The following is a 15713-nucleotide window of genomic DNA, read 5'->3' on the forward strand; positions in this document are numbered from 1 at the left end:
CGAACGCCCCGCCCGCGCCTGCTGAGCAGGACGAGGACGGGGCGTTCGGCGGTGCTGGTGCGACCTACGCGAGGAACTCGGCGAGGTCGGCCTCGAGCGCGGGCTTCGGCTTGGCGCCGATGACGGTCTTGACGACCTCGCCGCCCTTGAAGACCTTCATCGCCGGGATCGACGTGATCTGGTAGTTCATGGCCGACTGGGGGTTGTCGTCCACGTTGAGCTTCACGATCTCGATCTTGCCGGCGTGCTCTTCGGCGATCTGGTCGAGGATCGGCGAGACGGCGCGGCACGGGCCGCACCACTCAGCCCAGAAGTCGACGAGGATCGTCTTGTCGGACTTGAGGACCTCGTCCGAGAAGGTGGCGTCGGTGACAGCCTTGGCGTTGGACATGGGTGTCCTTTCGTGAGAAGTCGGTACTGGGTGTGGAACCGCGGCCGGGCCCCCGGCATTCCGAGGGCCGTCCGGGTCAGGCGGAGATGGTGACCGGTTCGACCGGGGTCTCGCCCGCAGCAGCGTCGGTCAGCGTGTCCTCGAGGTCGGCGAGGTACTTCTCCGCGTCGAGGGCGGCGACCGCACCGGAGCCGGCGGCCGTGATGGCCTGACGGTAGGTGTGGTCCAGTACGTCGCCGGCGACGAACACTCCGGGGACGCCGACGGCCTTGGACGTCCGGCCCTCGACCGCGATGGTGCCCTCGGGAGCCAGCTCGAGCTGACCGTGGATCAGGTGCACGCGGGGGTCGTTGCCGATCGCGATGAACAGGCCGTCGAGGGCGAGTTCGCTCTCGGTGCCGTCCACGGTGTCCTTGAGGGTCACACCGGTGACCGCGGAGTCACCCTGGATGCCGATGACCTCCTTGTTCCACGCGAACTCGATCTTCGGGTCGTTGTGGGCGCGGTCCTGCATGATCTTCGACGCACGGAGGGTGTCCTTGCGGTGGATCACGGTGACCTTGTCGGCGAAGCGGGTGAGGAACGTCGCCTCTTCCATCGCGGAGTCGCCACCGCCGACGACGGCGATGTTCTTCTGGCGGAAGAAGAAGCCGTCGCACGTCGCGCACCACGAGACGCCGTGGCCGGACAGTCGCTCTTCGTCGGCGATGCCGAGGTGGCGGTACGCCGAACCGGTCGCGTAGATGACCGCGAGGGCTTCGTACGTCTCACCGGAGCCGACGGTGACCTTCTTGACGTCACCCGTGAGGTCGACGGAGACCGCGTCGTCGTACAGGACCTCGGCGCCGAACTTCTCGGCCTGTTCCTGCATCTTGATCATGAGGTCGGGACCCTGGATCCCCTCGGGGAAGCCCGGGAAGTTCTCGACTTCGGTCGTCTTGGTGAGTTCCCCGCCCGTCTCGACGCTGGACGCGACGATGAGCGGCTTGAGCTCTGCGCGCGCGGCGTAGATGCCGGCGGTGAACCCGGCCGGACCGGAACCGATGATGATGAGCTGGCGCATGCCTGATTGCCCTTCCGTTGCGTGCTGACCGGGTCAACACATGGTACCGGCGCGGCATTCCGCGACGTTCGGGAAGTGCGGTCAGCGACCGAGCTTGCTCTTCACCATGCCGACGGCGTTCTTGATCTCGCCGTTCTTGGCGACGACGAGCGCCCCGAAGTAGACGATGACCATCGCGGCACCGGTGAGCACGATGGTGATGAGTGCGCCGGTGCGGTCCGACATCGCGAACCCGGATGCTGAGAACGCCCCGAGGAAGTTCGCGACCACCAGGCCGACCACGCCGGCGATCAGCGCCGCGATGATGAACTGCACGTGCGAACGGGTCACGACGGGACCCTCCATGCCACCCAGGCGCTTGCGGACGAGCACCAGCGCCACGATGGTCTGCGCGGTACCGGCCAACGTGGTGCATGCGGCGATCGCGACCCCGATCGTCTCGTTGGGGAGCGTGGAGACCGCCAGCGCGCCGATGACGAACAACACGGACTGGATGCACTGCATCAGGAACGGCGTGCGGTGGTCGTGCATGGCCCAGAAGACGCGCTGGATGATGAACAGGATGCTGAAGAGCACGAGGCCCGGCATGTAGGCGAAGAGCACAGCGCCGATCGACAGCGCGCCGTCGAACGTGTCCGAGAACATCCGTCCGAACGGCACGGCGACGACCATCAGTGCGACGGACGCGAAGACCGTGAAGAGCCCGACGATGCGGAGCGAGAGCGACAGGTTCTTCTGGACCGCACCGAGGTCGCCGCGCTCCGCGTCGTGGCTCATGCGCGTGAAGTAGGCGGTCGCGATCGAGACCGTGATGATCGAGTGCGGCAGCATGAACAGCAGCCAAGCGTTCTGCAGGACGGCGTTGCCGGCCGCACCCGAGCCGAGCGACGCGACGCGCGACTGCACGATGCCAGCGAGCTGGGTGACGAGGATCATCGCGAACAGCCACCCGGCCGCGGTCCCCGTTGCCTTCAGACCGACGCCCCGCCAGCGGAAGTCGGGACGGAAGCTCAGGCCTGCTCGACGCCAGAAGAACGGCAGGAAGGCTGCCTGGGCGAGGACGCCGAGCGAGGCGCTGCCCGCGAGCACCGCGATCTTCGTGGCGTCCCAGTCGTCGACGCCCGAGTTCGCGGCGCTGCCGCCGAACATCGCGATGAAGACGACGAGACCGGCGAGCGAGATGACGTTGTTGAGCAGGGGCGCCCACGTGAACGGTCCGAAGACCTGCTTCGCGTTCAGGACCTCGCCGAGCAAGGAGTACATCGCGTAGAAGAGGATCTGCGGTAGGCACCAGAAAGCGAAGAGGACGGCGAGGTCGTACGCCTCTGGTGAGAGGCCCTTGCCACCCGAGGTGGATTGGGAGCTGTACAGCCGCACCAGCAGCGGAGCAGCGAGGGTGGCGACGATGGTGATGACGATGAACACCGAGCCACCGAGCGTCACGATCTTGTTGACGTAGGACTGGCCGCCGTCGGTCCCGTTCTTCATGGCGCGGACGATCTGCGGGATCAGCACCGCTGACAGCAGGCCGCCCGCGATGAGCGCGTAGATGTTGTTCGGCAGCTGGTTCGAGATCGCGAAGGCGTCTCCGGCGGGGCTCTTGTACTGACCGATCGCGTAGGCGAGCACGAACGTCTTCGCGAATCCGAGGACGCGCGACAGCATCGTGCCGGCCGCGAGCATCGCACTCGCCCGCCCCAGGCTGCGCTCGGCGACCGGCTCAGCGTCGACGTCGGGCTGGGGCTGGGTGGCGCTGATGGTCGGCTCCTCGGGGTCGCGGGTGTCCGCGACACTGCTGGGACGGGCGTCGGACGGGAGGCCCGGTTCGACCCCGGCACGGGCGGTCGCGTCCCGCAGGTGGTCGCCACCAGGGCCCGCGACGGCGGCCGCGCCGGTGTCGGCCACGGTGGACGCACCGGGCGCAGCCGGCTGGACCGCGAGCGGCCGGTTGGGGTCCTCGTCGTCCTCGTCGTCGACCTCGCCGTTGCGGCGACGGATGCGCTTCCGGATGCTGCGGAAGATACCGAAGCCGAAGATGCCGAACAGGGCGATGGCTGCGGCGGCGGTGATGACCGTCTCCCACTGCGCCTGCACGTTGAGTTCGACGGTGGCCGGCTGGGCGATCGCGACACCGGTCGGGCTCGAGAGCGACATCGTCAGCTCGACCGTGCCGTTCGCCACGGACTGCACGGGGACGGTGGCTCGGGTCGACGAGTCCGGCTGGATCTCGACGACGATGTCGTTGCGCACGATCCGGAGCGCGGAGTTCGACGGCTGGACGGCCAGGTGCACGGTCACCGGGTGGTTCGAGCTGTTCCGGATCGAGACCGGCAGTGACGACCGGTCGCCGAGCAGGGTCAGGCTGCTCGAGTCGACGATCCCGACCTCGGTGGTCCGCTTCGCCCAGTTCGCGGTGCGGGCGTCGATGGCTGTGGTGAGCCCCTGTTCGTCCTCACGCCAGGCGTTCGACGCCAGCGCGAGCAGCTGCAGGCGTGCCGACGCCGTCAGGTCGGTGGGGGTGTCCAGGATCGTGGCGAAGGCTGCGAGTCCCTGTTCCCCCCGCACCAGGCGCTTGAGCTGCTTGACGCGGTCGGCACCACTGGACGCGTTGTTGAGCGTGAGCGATCCGGCGACGGCGCTCGAGGCGGTCGACAGGTCGGCCGGGGCGACCCACGCCGTGCTCTCGAGGGCGTCGAGGGTCTGGCTGAGACGTGAGGAGTCCGAGGGCCAGTCGCGGCCGAGGGTGAGCAGGATCGGCCCGGTCGCGGTGCCGTCGCGCGCCGAGGTCGCGAGGGTCGCGGTGAGCTCGGACATCGCCGCGGACCAGCTCTGTCGATCGGGGGCGTTCGTGGCGTCCCGCAGCAGGGAGGACATCGACTGGTCGGAGACGAGGACGTGGTCGTCGCCGACCTTCTCGGACGCCGGGACCGTGGCGTTCGCGCCGGCCGAGGTGTTGCCGCTCGAGACGATCGTGGTCTTCGTGCCGGCCCGCTCGAGCGCCGGCAGGTCCGACGTGGACACGGTGCCCTCGGTCGGCCAGGCGATGGAGTCCATCGAGTACGGGAATTCCAGCAGCTGTTCCGTCGTCGGCAGCGTCTCGGGCGCATCGTCGGTGCCGGCGTCCGAGGTGGGGTCGTCGCCCGGGACGGCGGTGCTGCTCGGTGCCGAGGTCTGCCCCGGTGTGCTGCTCGGGGTCGGGGCGGGTGTCTCGGCGCCGGGGAAGTTCTCGGTCTTCACCGACTGGTCCAGCGAGATCGGCGACAGGATGCCGTCCGAGCCCGCCTGCCGCAGCCCGGTGACGTCGGCGTCGGCGTAGGACAGTGCGAACGTCTCGTTGCGCAGGGCTTCGAGGCGGTCGAGCCAGGCGGTCGCCGCCGACGGGGCGTTCTCGCCGAGGATCCGGATCGACGCGATGATGCGGGGGTCGACGGCGACGGCGACGTTGTGGTCTTCGGCAGCGTCGAGTTGCTGCGTGAGTGTGCCGTCGACCGAGGTGGCGGCGGCCAGGACGGCGGGGCTGAGGATGCCGTCGGTGGACTTCGGGACCGTCACCGGCATCGCCACCGAGACGCTGACCGGCACCTGTTCGAAGTCGGGGTACCAGGTGATCGCGGAGCGGGCGACGGCGAAGGTCTCACCGGCCGTGTACTCGGCAGCGATCCGTCGGGCACCGAACGAGGAGTACCCGCCGAGTGCCACGTTGCCCGACACGATCTCGACCGAGTCGATGGTGACCGATTTGTGCGCCGGGACCTCTGGGATGTCCACACTGTCCATCGGGGCGCCGAGGTAACCGGTTGTGGTGGTGTCGGCAAGCCACTCGGCCAGGACGTCCCGCGTGCTCACCGAGCGGAAGATGTCGAACTCCGCGGTGCCGGCCGGCAGTGCGGCGTCGGTGTCGTTCGTGACCGTCACCGAGAGGGTGAGGTCCTGGTCGCGCTGCACGATCCCACGGTTGGCGGGAGCGACCGAGATGGTCGCCTTGCCCGCGTCGGGATCGGCCGGGTCCGCCTGGTGCGTCTTGGCCGACGAGACCGTCGCGGCGGACGCCTGCGGGGTGCTGACGGGCGCGACGACCAGGCCGAGCGCGACGAGGGTCGACGCGGCTGCGGCGAGCGTGGTGCGGAGGATGTGCATACGGAAGCGGGCCACGGGGTCGGTTCGGGCCGAGCACGAGTGTATGAGGCGCGACCATGAACAGGTCCCGTGCGCGCGGGGATGTGGAGAACTCGGGGCGCCGATCTGGGAGGATGAGAACCGTCATGCAGTCCGTTGCCCAGGCCGTCGAACGACTCGACGCACTCGCCACCACCGAGCCCGTCGCTCTCCTTGCTCGGGTCTTCGCCGACGCCGGACACGAGCTGGCCCTGGTCGGCGGCCCCGTCCGCGACGCCTTCCTGGGGCGACCCGTCAGCGACCTGGACTTCACGACGAGTGCCCGTCCGGACGAGATCCTGGCGATCGTGGAGCCGATCGCGAGCACCACGTGGGACGTGGGCCGGCAGTTCGGCACGATCGCCGCACTGGTCCGCGGCGAACAGGTCGAGATCACGACGTACCGCAGCGACGTCTACGACGGCGAGACCCGCAAGCCCGAGGTCGCGTTCGGTGACACCATCGAGGACGACCTGCTCCGACGCGACTTCACCGTCAACGCGATGGCGCTCCGGCTGCCCGCTCGGGAGCTCGTCGATGTACACGGCGGTGTCGAGGACCTGCTGGCCGCACGACTCCGCACCCCGCAGGCCGCCGTGGTGTCGTTCCGCGACGACCCGCTCCGGATGATGCGAGCCGCTCGGTTCACCGCGCAGCTCGGCTTCACCGTCGACGACGACGTCCGTGTGGCGATGGAGGACCTCGTCGACTCCATCGACATCATCTCCGCCGAGCGGGTGCGCGACGAGCTCGTCAAGCTCCTGAACACGAGTGACCCCGTGCCGGGCATCCGCCTGCTCGTCGACACCGGTCTGGCGCAGCGGTTCCTGCCCGAGCTGCCCGAGATGCAGCTCGAGATCGACGAGCACCACCACCACAAGGACGTCTACGAGCACTCGTTGACCGTGCTCGAGCAGGCCATCGGGTACGAGGCCGAGCGGCACGCGGGCGACCCGCCGGACACCGTCCTGCGGCTCGCGGCCCTGCTGCACGACATCGGCAAGCCCGCCACCCGCAAGCTCGAGCCCGGTGGCGCCGTGAGCTTCCACCACCACGACCTGGTCGGCTCGAAGCTCGCGAAGAAGCGGCTCAGGGCCCTGCGCTTCGACAACGACACCATCGCCGCGGTGTCCCGCCTGATCGAGCTGCACCTGCGGTTCTTCGGGTACACCGAGGGCGCCTGGACCGACTCCGCCGTCCGCCGTTACGTCCGCGACGCCGGCCCGCAGCTCGAGCGGCTGCACGAACTCACGCGCTCCGACGTCACCACACGCAACCGCCGCAAGGCCGACCGCCTGGCGTTCGCGTACGACGACCTCGAGGACCGCATCAAGGTCCTCGCCGAGCAAGAGGAGCTGGACTCGATCCGGCCCGACCTGACCGGCGACGACATCATGCGGATCCTCGACATCCCGCCGGGGCGCGCCGTGGGCGAGGCCTACCGGTTCCTGCTCGAGGCGCGGATGGACGACGGCCCCCTCGGGGCCGACGATGCCGAGGCGCGCCTGCGCGACTGGTGGGCCGCCCGGGGCGACACCAGCGCTTGAGCCGCGACCGCCTGACGGACGCGACGGTTCTCCACAGACCGGTGGCGCGCCTCCAGGCCGTCGGGTAGTCTGTGCAGGTTGCCCGGCGCGTGTCTGCGCGCTGTGGCACATGCATCAACCCTCCTGCCCCGGGAACTGCCCGGGGCCGCTGAGACCAGAGGAGGTGGGTTCCGCATGCACCAGTACGAACTGATGGCGATCCTCGACCCCGAGATCGATGAGCGCACCGTCGCTCCCAGCCTGGACAAGTTCCTCGCTGTCATCCGCAACGACGGTGGCACCGTCGACAACGTGGACGTCTGGGGCCGTCGCCGGCTCGCTTACGAGATCGCCAAGAAGTCCGAGGGCATCTACGCCGTCGTCGACTTCACGTCCTCGCCCGAGGCCGCCAAGGAGCTCGACCGTCAGCTCGGTCTCTCCGAGGCCGTGCTCCGCACGAAGGTCCTCCGCGCCGAAGAGGGCATCGCGCAGGTCGCCGCTCAGAAGCAGCGCGACGAGGCCCGCGCGGCCCGCAAGGCCGCCAACGCCTCGGCGACCGCAGCAACCGCGACCGCGAGCGCCGAGTAACCCGTGGCCGGCGAAACCGTCATCACGGTGGTGGGCAACCTCACCGCGGACCCCGAGCTGCGCTACACGCAGAACGGGCTCGCAGTGGCGAACTTCACCATCGCCTCCACGCCTCGCACGTTCGACCGTCAGGCGAACGAGTGGAAGGACGGCGACGCGCTGTTCCTCCGCGCGAGTGTGTGGCGGGAGTTCGCCGAGCACGTGGCGGGGTCGCTGACGAAGGGCTCGCGCGTCATCGCGCAGGGTCGTCTGCGTCAGCGTTCCTACCAGGACCGTGAGGGTCAGCAGCGCACGAGCATCGAGCTCGAGGTCGACGAGATCGGCCCGTCGCTCCGGTACGCGACCGCACAGATCACCCGCGCAGCGGGTGGCGGCGGCGGTCGTGGACAGGTCGGCGGCGGCAACGGCGGCGGTCAGCAGGGCGGCGGCAACGGCGGCTGGAACAACAGCGGTGGCGGCAACGCCTCCGCTGGTGCCCAGTCCGACGAGCCGTGGTCCCCGCAGGGTGGCCAGCAGGGCGGCGGCAACGCACAGTCGAACGACGTGTGGAGCACCCCCGGCGGCAACTTCGACGACGAGACCCCCTTCTGATCCCTCGGGTTCCGACGGACACACAACTTTTCTTCTAAGGACAAATCACTATGGCTGGAAAGAGCACCGGCGACCGCCGGAAGCCTCGCGGCAAGGGCGGCAAGAACGCCGCTCCCGCGAAGTCGATCAAGGTCGGCGTCATCGACTACAAGGACGTTGCGACCCTTCGCAAGTTCATCTCGGAGCGTGGAAAGATCCGCGCCCGTCGCATCACCGGCGTCTCCGTCCAGGAGCAGCGCCTCATCGCCCGTGCCGTGAAGAACGCCCGTGAGATGGCGCTCCTCCCCTACGCCGGCTCCGGCCGCTGATCGGAGGTCGACACATGTCGAAGCTCATCCTCACCCACGAGGTCTCCGGCCTCGGTTCCGCTGGTGACGTCGTCGACGTCAAGAACGGCTACGCCCGCAACTACCTCATCCCCCAGGGCTTCGCTGTCGCGTGGTCCAAGGGCGGCGAGAAGCAGGTCGAGTCGATCCGGGCCGCGCGCACCGCGCGTGAACTCGCCACCATCGAAGAGGCACAGGACCTCAAGATGAAGCTCGAGAACGCGACCATCTCCCTGGCGGTCAAGGCCGGTAAGGACGGTCGTCTGTTCGGCTCCGTCCGTCCGGGCGACGTCGCTGACGCCGTCCAGGCGCAGGGCGTCGGCTCGCTCGACAAGCGCAAGGTCGAGGTCCCCGCGACCATCAAGACCGTCGGTGACCACGAGGCCACCGTGCGTCTGCGCGAGGACATCACTGCCGTGATCTCGCTCAAGGTCGTCGCTGCCAAGTAGCACTGACGTTCCGCTCCACGACGGGCGGGTCTCCTCCGGGAGGCCCGCCCGTCGTTGCGTTGGCGGGGCGGCGTTGCGTTGACGGGCTCTGCGGTCGGTGTCGGCGTTCGGGCTCGGCGTTCGCACTCGATGCGCGCGGCCGTCGGGTCTCTTCCGGGAGGCCCGGCCAGCGTTGTGTTCGCGGGTTCGGCTTGGCTGGCTGGTTACGTCTCAGGCCCGGTCCGCCTTGCTGGGAGCGACCCGAGAACGCTCCCCACAGGAGGGGCCCTTGTCAAGTCGTTTTACACAGAGGAAACGTGTCAAATCGCAACCTTCAACGCGTACTTGAACCCCACTTTTCCACACATGGTGTGAACACGAAAACCCCTGGTCAAACGGTCGAAAGTGTGTTCCCATAGCCCTGTTTCCACAGACTCGTCCACAGTTCTCCACACAGCGCTCCGGCGTGTTCCGCAATCTCTCCACAGAGTTATCCACAGGGCCGTTTGTTGGGGATAACTCTGCGGCCGTAGCTTGGCCCAGCGACTCGGGGATGTCGGTCGCTGGGGGTAGAAAGTCGTTGTGGGTGTCGGACCGTCGTGTCCTGACCCACGTCGTTCAACAGAGGAGAGAGTGTGTCGATCGCGCATCTTGAGCCCGCACCGCAGGAGTACTCGGAGCGCGGCATGGAACGCACCCCGCCGCACGACCTGTTGGCCGAACAGTCGACCATCGGTGGAATGCTCCTGTCGAAGGACGCCGTCGCCGACGTCATCGAGACCGCCCGTGGGGTCGACTTCTACGTTCCGAAGCACGAGGTCATCTTCGACGCGATCCTCTCGCTCTACTCGCACGGCGAGCCCACCGACGTCATCGCGGTCACCGACGAGCTGACCAAGACCGGTCTGCTGTCGCGTGGCGGTGGCGCCGAGTACCTGCACAGCGTCACGAGCATGGTGCCGACCGCTGCGAACGCCGGGTACTACGCCGGCATCGTCGCCGAGAAGGCCGTGCTCCGTCGCCTCGTCGACGCTGGCACCCGCATCGTGCAGATGGGCTACGCGTCCGAGGGAGAGGTCACCGACCTCGTCAACAGCGCGCAGGCCGAGGTCTACAACGTCGCCGGCGGCGTGCAGACCGAGGACTACGTCCCCCTGACCGACGCCATCTCCGCCGCCCTCGACGAGATCGAGGCCGCCAAGGGCCGTGACGGCCAGATGACCGGTGTGCCGACCGGGTTCGCGCAGCTCGACGGCCTGACGAACGGCTTCCACCCCGGACAGCTCATCATCGTCGCCGCACGACCCGCCCTCGGCAAGTCGACGCTCGCGCTCGACCTGTGCCGCGCCGCCGCGATCAAGCACGACCAGACCGCCGCCTTCTTCTCGCTCGAGATGGGTCGCGCCGAGATCGCGATGCGTCTGCTGTCCGCCGAGACCAGCGTGCCGCTGCAGAACATGCGCAAGGGCACCGTCGACTCCCGCGACTGGACCACCATCGCGCAGACCCGCGGTCGCATCAACGACGCCCCGTTCTTCATCGACGACTCCCCCAACATGACCCTGGTCGAGATCCGCGCCAAGTGCCGCCGACTCAAGCAGCAGCACAACCTCAAGCTCGTCGTCATCGACTACCTGCAGCTGATGACCTCGGGCAAGAAGGTCGAGAGCCGCCAGCAAGAGGTCTCCGAGTTCTCGCGTGCCCTGAAGCTCATGGCGAAGGAGCTCCAGGTCCCCGTGATCGCGCTGTCGCAGCTGAACCGTGGTCCCGAGCAGCGTGCCGACAAGAAGCCGGCGATCTCCGACCTGCGTGAGTCCGGGTCGATCGAGCAGGACGCCGACATGGTCATCCTGTTGCACCGCGAGTCGGCGTACGAGAAGGACAACCCGCGGCAGGGTGAGGCCGACCTGATCGTGGCGAAGCACCGTAACGGGCCGACGGACACCATCACGGTGGCGTTCCACGGGATGTTCTCGCGGTTCGTGGACATGCCGCAGTAGGACGATCTTTGTCGTCCGCTAGTTCACTTGTCCGACTGCCACTCAAGGTGTCTGAAATACGGACATTGACAGGTTGTTCGGCAGTACGGACAAGCCACGTTGACTCGGGGTCGGGTAAGTCTTCGTGCGTCGCGAGGCGTCCGTATGGCGTGCGTGAACTGAGATAGTTCGCGAACCACCTATGTGAGACGGGGTTCGCCCCGGAGTAGGGCCGTAGGAGTCCGGGGCCGCCCGCAAGCACCCGGGGGTCCACTGGAGGACCGGCTACCGGACACGATCTGCGGCATGCTTCAGGCATGCCCAACGTGAGTGCACCCGCTCCAAAAGGTTTGGCGCTCGTGCGAGTCCTTGCCGTGTGTGCTCCGCTCGTTGGGGCGACAGCGGTCGTCTTAGGCATCGCGCAAGCTCGATCCGGAGACGCCATCGGCTACCTACTTGTCGCGCTGGGCGTTCTGATGTTCCTGCTCACGTACTACTTCATCCGGATCATCCGGATCGCTCGCCGCTGAGCAATCCCTTCCCGAGCCGATGTCGGTCCGCCAGCAGTCAGCTGTCGAGTGCGATGACCCACGGGATCAGCAGGAGACCCGCGACGATGAGCAATCCGATCCCGGACCAAAACCACGCAGCACTGGTTCCGCGCTCGGCTTTCGCCTGGCCAATCCCATCTCGACGAATCGCAATGACAGCAGCGCGCCCGATGAGCCCAAGCCCCGTTAGCGCGATGACCATGAGCCCCCACCACGTCCACCACGAGAAGTCCACAAGACGAGCATGCCGGATGAGACGCACTTCCGATCGCGACGGGTACCAGCCGGTGTGCTCACTCGCCGATCGGCAAATGAGGGCACCACTCAGCGGCGGCGACTCCTGATGATGGCGCTGACGACGATCACAGCCGCTAGTACGCCAACGATCGCCGTCGGGATCGGTTCAAATCCCACGCCAGTGAACGCAGCAACCACGGTGTCCTCTCGTCGAGCGCGTAGGCGAGCGCTCGGTTCCAAGGGTACGCAAACGCCATGGGCCCGCCTCGATAGCCGATCGCCGATCGGCCGCACTTCAGTTGTGTCAAGCTGCCGCCGATGACGATCACAAGCTCCCCATGGGATCACCCACTGCCTAAGCAGTCACAAGTTCACCTGGATCTCGTGCCAGAAGGTGTCCTACACAAGCTGGCTGCGGGCAATTCGACGTCGCTCGTTCTGCAGTACGTATCGCCCTACCTCGCAGGACCCGATTGCGCTGGATTGTGGCGAATGAGAAGTAAGCAGATCAACGAACGGCCCGGCGATGCGGCCTGGATCACTCGGCTGATCGTCGACCCGACCATCACCGCGCCTGTCGGCCTGGCCGGTTTTCACGGGGCCCCGGACGCCGCTGGCATGGTGGAGCTCGGCTACCGTGTGGACCCTGAGTTCCGCCGCCGAGGCTATGCGCGACAGAGCCTCGAGATCCTTCTCGCAGTCGCCCAGAGGCGCCCTGACGTGCGGACTGTCCGCGCCACCATCAGTCCCGACAACGCTGCCTCGCTCGCGCTCATCAACAGCTACGGGTTCGTCGAGAACGGTGAGCAGTGGGACGACGAGGATGGGCGCGAAATCATATTTGAAATCCCAGCGTAGGCAGCGGCCTTCGTCCACATAGCGCCCGATAGCCGCTCGGCTACTGGTCGCCTTTCGACTTATGGAGTCCGAAACGCCACAGCCAGAAGCCGGCACCGAGCCACAGGAGTCCTAGCGCGGTGTTGAGGAGCACCAGCAGTAGGTCGACATCGGAACGCATGAGACGCACGATCGACGTCGAGACGAAGACGACCCCGAAGACGAGGGCAATCGAACCCAGCACCTTCGCGCTCCCCACGTCCATGGGCCGAACTTACCGTTCATGGTCGTCCCAGTAGTCGATCGGTTATCGGCCGACCTTTGCTGATCGGAGCTCGACGGGTAGTGTCGCGCCCATGACCGAGATGCAGCAGCGGAGCCTTCTCGAACGACTCATCGGAAAGCCCCTTCCTTGGCTTGCCTGGACGTGGGCCGGTCTTGCTGTCGTCTGGATCGTCTTGACCGTCGTTGACCCGACTGACTTCCACGTGCCCGTGGCGATCGTCTGGTCGGTGCTGGCGGTGATCCGGCTTGGTGGCGTTTATAACGCCCGCAGGCAGGAACGGCGTCGCATGCAGGCGCTCGAAGCGCAAACGATCGCCCACTGAGCTCCGGCTCTTGGCGGACCCGCGTAAGCCGTCTCAGCAGCCGATCGGCTACCGGAGCAGCTCGCGTTCGTAGAGGCTGGAAGCGAGTTGCCGCCCGCCCTCGAGGGCGGTCACCGAGACGTCGCGAACGTGCCGAAACCCTTGCTGTTCATAGAAGCGCCGCAAGCCCGGGTTGTCCGTCGCACAGTCGAGCCGCACGAGGGCCGCCCCACACTCAGCAGCTCCTTGCCCCACCCACACCAGTAGTCGTTGCCCGAGCCGGCTGCCACGATGTGTCTGCGACACGGCGAGCCGGTGGACGTAGACAGCGGAACCGCTTTCCACACCCCACGTCTCGGAGTCCGAGTCGGACACGGTGACCATGGCCGCGATGCCCTGGTCCTGTCGCAAGACGAAGAGATTCCCTTGCTCCGCGTCGCGGAGGAGAACGGTGTCCGGCACGGGGTCCTGCCACTGGTCGATCCCGCGCGAGCGCAGCCACTGCCTCGCACCGTCGATGATCGCCTGAGCCGAAGGAACGTCCGCGGCGGTGGCCGCTTCGACCGCCAACACGTCTGGATCCAGAGGACGACGCTACGGGGTGACCGAAGCGGAAACGAGCGGAAGCGCCCTCGCTGACCGCCCGGTAGCCGACCGGCTATCGGACAGCAGATCGGTCGTCCGTGCGCTCGACATCGGCACTATCCGCTTTCGCGGTCAATGGCACGGTCGGCGCCGTCCGACCGCGCCAGCGGCCATACACAGACGCCGCTGCCCGAGTGGGAGACTGCTGGAGTGATTAAGAGCATTCAGGTGGAGCTGCAGATCCACGGCCAGCGTGGCTCTTCGGCGCACGTGACGCAGCTCCTGGGTGTCCGTCCCGACGAGCAGTACGAGATCGGCGGTCCCAAGGGCGACGGTCCCAGCACCTTCGACGTCTCCATCTGGAACCTGTTCAGCAACCGCCACGTCGAAGAGATCCGAGCAGAGCACGAACAGGCCCCCTGGGGGCGCTTGCACTGGATCTTGCGGCTGCTGCCAGAAGATGCAGCGGACCGGTTCGCTCGTCTGCGCGATGAAGGCTACGAGGTCACTCTCTCGGTGGCCCTCATCACCGACCACAAGGAGAACGCCTTCACCGTCCCTGCGGCAACCGTGCGACAGGTCGCTGCTGCGGGACTCAATCTCGAACTGACCCCCGTGTCAACCAAGCAGATCGACATCACCTACCGCGACTCCTGGTGATAGCGAGTGAGTGGCGCTCACAATCGCCCGATAATGGATCGGCCGGTGAGACGGTCAGCTATTCGCTCGCGGTCGTCACCGCCAGCCTCGCCGGCGTCCGCGGGACGACCGGCTAACGGACACGCTAGTTCTGACGCGCACGATGCTCGCGCTCCTGCTGTCGAGCAACTCGCGGTCCCCATGCGATCAGAATCGCTCCCGCAACAGCGGCAGCGAGAGTCGCGGCCAGCAGCGGCAGCCAAGGCGTGAAGTTCGTGACCGCAGCCAGGATCGTCAGAACGATCAGGGCCATCGTTAGTGAGCCAACGATCCACGCGATCCAGAGCCGGTACCTACGCATCATCACCCCATAGTGCACTGGCTCTCGGTAGAGGATCGGCTACCGGGCATCGGCGCCCCGGCAGCATCCCGTCGTGAGATCGATGAAGCCCTGGCCTCGCCTGTTCGCCTGTTCGCCTGGTTGGCCGTAGTTGCGGCTGCGCTGATGCTTGCGTTAGGGCTTCTGAACCTGCTCCTCAACACCAGGATGGTCGGTTCGTGGCTGCCCCTGGTCGTTCTCATGCCCTGGTCCCTGTACCTCGGCATCTGGAGTCTCCGCAACCAGGACAAGCGCTGACCCGGCAGACGAAAACGCAGATGTCCGGATGCCGATCCGGTAACGGTGCAAGCTGATGCGGTGACTTCCAGTGCGACGCTCCCGGCCCCACGCGCGGTAAGAGCTCTGACCTCTGCCCTCCTTGCCGTCGTAGGGGCGGCCGCCGTGTTCATCGCCGGGTGTTCAGCACATCGTCCACTGCAAAGCATCCTTGCCAGCGTTGTGGCTGTTGTTGCGGTTGTGGCTTCTACTCGGGCAGTGCGCGCGGCGTACGTGTTGACTCCCGACAAGCTCATCCTTCGAGACGTGTTATCCACGCGCGCGATCCCGAAGAGCGACATCGTCGGATTCCCTGCAGTCGCGATAGTTGAACGGCGAGACTCCTGGGGAAGCACGCGGCGCGAGGTCTTCCTGCTGTTCCGTGAGGACCGAGCATTTGGGGCAGAAGAGCGGGCCCTCGCCCTGGCGCTTCTCCGGCATTGGTTGCGGCCTGGACAATAAGCGATGGCCAGCTGAAGCCCGTCTCGGTAGCCGATCCTTGGGTTCAGCCGGTCGTTGCAACACCACCGTGAATCGGAGTGCTGCAGATGGGATCGAGGCTGGAACACCGTGCC

16 protein-coding genes are annotated in these 15713 nt (G+C 67.0%); 11 read left to right on the top strand and 5 right to left on the bottom strand.

From position 1 onward, the window contains the following. Positions 1-64: 64 nt before the first annotated feature. The 3 genes from trxA to ITJ59_RS03760 form a co-directional block, all read right to left on the bottom strand. Positions 65-391: a thioredoxin gene (gene trxA, locus ITJ59_RS03750; protein ID WP_017887828.1), complete on the bottom strand. Its 327-nt coding sequence runs from the start codon at positions 389-391 to the stop codon at positions 65-67. 76 nt (positions 392-467) lie between these two features. Next, positions 468-1454 carry a thioredoxin-disulfide reductase gene (gene trxB, locus ITJ59_RS03755; RefSeq protein WP_194649764.1) on the bottom strand — a complete coding sequence of 329 codons (987 nt, stop codon included), beginning with the start codon at positions 1452-1454 and terminating at the stop codon, positions 468-470. An 81-nt stretch (positions 1455-1535) separates the two neighbouring features. Continuing rightward, positions 1536-5606 (bottom strand): DUF6049 family protein, encoded by a 4071-nt coding sequence (locus ITJ59_RS03760; protein ID WP_194649765.1) that lies wholly within the window; start codon positions 5604-5606, stop codon positions 1536-1538. A gap of 110 nt (positions 5607-5716) precedes the next feature. Here ITJ59_RS03760 and ITJ59_RS03765 point away from each other — a divergent pair, with 110 nt between their 5' ends. From ITJ59_RS03765 to ITJ59_RS03800, 8 genes are all read left to right on the top strand, one after another. After that, positions 5717-7156, top strand: a complete 1440-nt coding sequence (locus ITJ59_RS03765; RefSeq protein ID WP_194649766.1) for a CCA tRNA nucleotidyltransferase — start codon at positions 5717-5719, stop codon at positions 7154-7156. Between the two features lie 174 nt (positions 7157-7330). Then, positions 7331-7723: a 30S ribosomal protein S6 gene (gene rpsF / locus ITJ59_RS03770; protein ID WP_194649767.1), complete on the top strand. Its 393-nt coding sequence runs from the start codon at positions 7331-7333 to the stop codon at positions 7721-7723. Positions 7724-7726: 3 nt separating this feature from the next. Then, a complete protein-coding gene (locus tag ITJ59_RS03775) occupies positions 7727-8314 on the top strand; it encodes a single-stranded DNA-binding protein (protein ID WP_194649768.1) in 588 nt (195 codons plus the stop codon). Between the two features lie 50 nt (positions 8315-8364). After that, positions 8365-8622 carry a 30S ribosomal protein S18 gene (gene rpsR / locus ITJ59_RS03780; RefSeq protein ID WP_017887834.1) on the top strand — a complete coding sequence of 86 codons (258 nt, stop codon included), beginning with the start codon at positions 8365-8367 and terminating at the stop codon, positions 8620-8622. 14 nt (positions 8623-8636) lie between these two features. Next, positions 8637-9089, top strand: a complete 453-nt coding sequence (gene rplI / locus ITJ59_RS03785; protein WP_111083665.1) for a 50S ribosomal protein L9 — start codon at positions 8637-8639, stop codon at positions 9087-9089. A 614-nt stretch (positions 9090-9703) separates the two neighbouring features. After that, entirely contained in the window at positions 9704-11068 is a 1365-nt protein-coding gene (gene dnaB / locus ITJ59_RS03790; RefSeq protein ID WP_194649769.1) for a replicative DNA helicase, read from the top strand. 296 nt (positions 11069-11364) lie between these two features. Beyond that, entirely contained in the window at positions 11365-11577 is a 213-nt protein-coding gene (locus tag ITJ59_RS03795; RefSeq protein WP_194649770.1) for a hypothetical protein, read from the top strand. 750 nt (positions 11578-12327) lie between these two features. Next, positions 12328-12693, top strand: coding sequence for a GNAT family N-acetyltransferase (locus ITJ59_RS03800; RefSeq protein ID WP_228510779.1), 366 nt, complete (start codon positions 12328-12330; stop codon positions 12691-12693). Positions 12694-12733: 40 nt separating this feature from the next. Here ITJ59_RS03800 and ITJ59_RS03805 read toward each other — a convergent pair whose 3' ends face one another. Continuing rightward, the gene (locus tag ITJ59_RS03805) at positions 12734-12937 is read right to left on the bottom strand and encodes a hypothetical protein (protein WP_194649772.1); all 204 of its coding nucleotides are present in this window, start codon (positions 12935-12937) and stop codon (positions 12734-12736) included. Positions 12938-13028: 91 nt separating this feature from the next. Here ITJ59_RS03805 and ITJ59_RS03810 point away from each other — a divergent pair, with 91 nt between their 5' ends. Next, complete coding sequence (locus tag ITJ59_RS03810; RefSeq protein WP_194649773.1) at positions 13029-13280, top strand: hypothetical protein; 252 nt, start codon at positions 13029-13031, stop codon at positions 13278-13280. A 48-nt stretch (positions 13281-13328) separates the two neighbouring features. Here the strand turns inward: ITJ59_RS03810 and ITJ59_RS03815 are convergent, their stop codons facing one another. Continuing rightward, a complete protein-coding gene (locus tag ITJ59_RS03815) occupies positions 13329-13832 on the bottom strand; it encodes a GNAT family N-acetyltransferase (RefSeq protein WP_194649774.1) in 504 nt (167 codons plus the stop codon). 222 nt (positions 13833-14054) lie between these two features. Here ITJ59_RS03815 and ITJ59_RS03820 point away from each other — a divergent pair, with 222 nt between their 5' ends. Next, positions 14055-14504, top strand: coding sequence for a DUF4279 domain-containing protein (locus ITJ59_RS03820; protein ID WP_194649775.1), 450 nt, complete (start codon positions 14055-14057; stop codon positions 14502-14504). Positions 14505-14856: 352 nt separating this feature from the next. After that, entirely contained in the window at positions 14857-15120 is a 264-nt protein-coding gene (locus tag ITJ59_RS03825) for a hypothetical protein (RefSeq protein WP_194649776.1), read from the top strand. The last annotated feature ends 593 nt before the right edge of the window (positions 15121-15713 follow it).

Origin of the sequence: Curtobacterium sp. VKM Ac-1393 (assembly GCF_015350995.1) — a bacterium.
In the GTDB taxonomy this organism is placed as follows: Bacteria; Actinomycetota; Actinomycetes; order Actinomycetales; family Microbacteriaceae; genus Curtobacterium.

Coding starts and splice junctions, on each gene's coding strand:
- trxA (WP_017887828.1), bottom strand. CDS start 391: ATGTCCAACGCCAAGGCTGTCACCGACGCCACCTTCTCGGACGAGGTC.
- trxB (WP_194649764.1), bottom strand. CDS start 1,454: ATGCGCCAGCTCATCATCATCGGTTCCGGTCCGGCCGGGTTCACCGCC.
- ITJ59_RS03765 (WP_194649766.1), top strand. CDS start 5,717: ATGCAGTCCGTTGCCCAGGCCGTCGAACGACTCGACGCACTCGCCACC.
- rpsF (WP_194649767.1), top strand. CDS start 7,331: ATGCACCAGTACGAACTGATGGCGATCCTCGACCCCGAGATCGATGAG.
- rpsR (WP_017887834.1), top strand. CDS start 8,365: ATGGCTGGAAAGAGCACCGGCGACCGCCGGAAGCCTCGCGGCAAGGGC.
- rplI (WP_111083665.1), top strand. CDS start 8,637: ATGTCGAAGCTCATCCTCACCCACGAGGTCTCCGGCCTCGGTTCCGCT.
- ITJ59_RS03795 (WP_194649770.1), top strand. CDS start 11,365: ATGCCCAACGTGAGTGCACCCGCTCCAAAAGGTTTGGCGCTCGTGCGA.
- ITJ59_RS03800 (WP_228510779.1), top strand. CDS start 12,328: ATGAGAAGTAAGCAGATCAACGAACGGCCCGGCGATGCGGCCTGGATC.
- ITJ59_RS03805 (WP_194649772.1), bottom strand. CDS start 12,937: ATGGACGTGGGGAGCGCGAAGGTGCTGGGTTCGATTGCCCTCGTCTTC.
- ITJ59_RS03810 (WP_194649773.1), top strand. CDS start 13,029: ATGACCGAGATGCAGCAGCGGAGCCTTCTCGAACGACTCATCGGAAAG.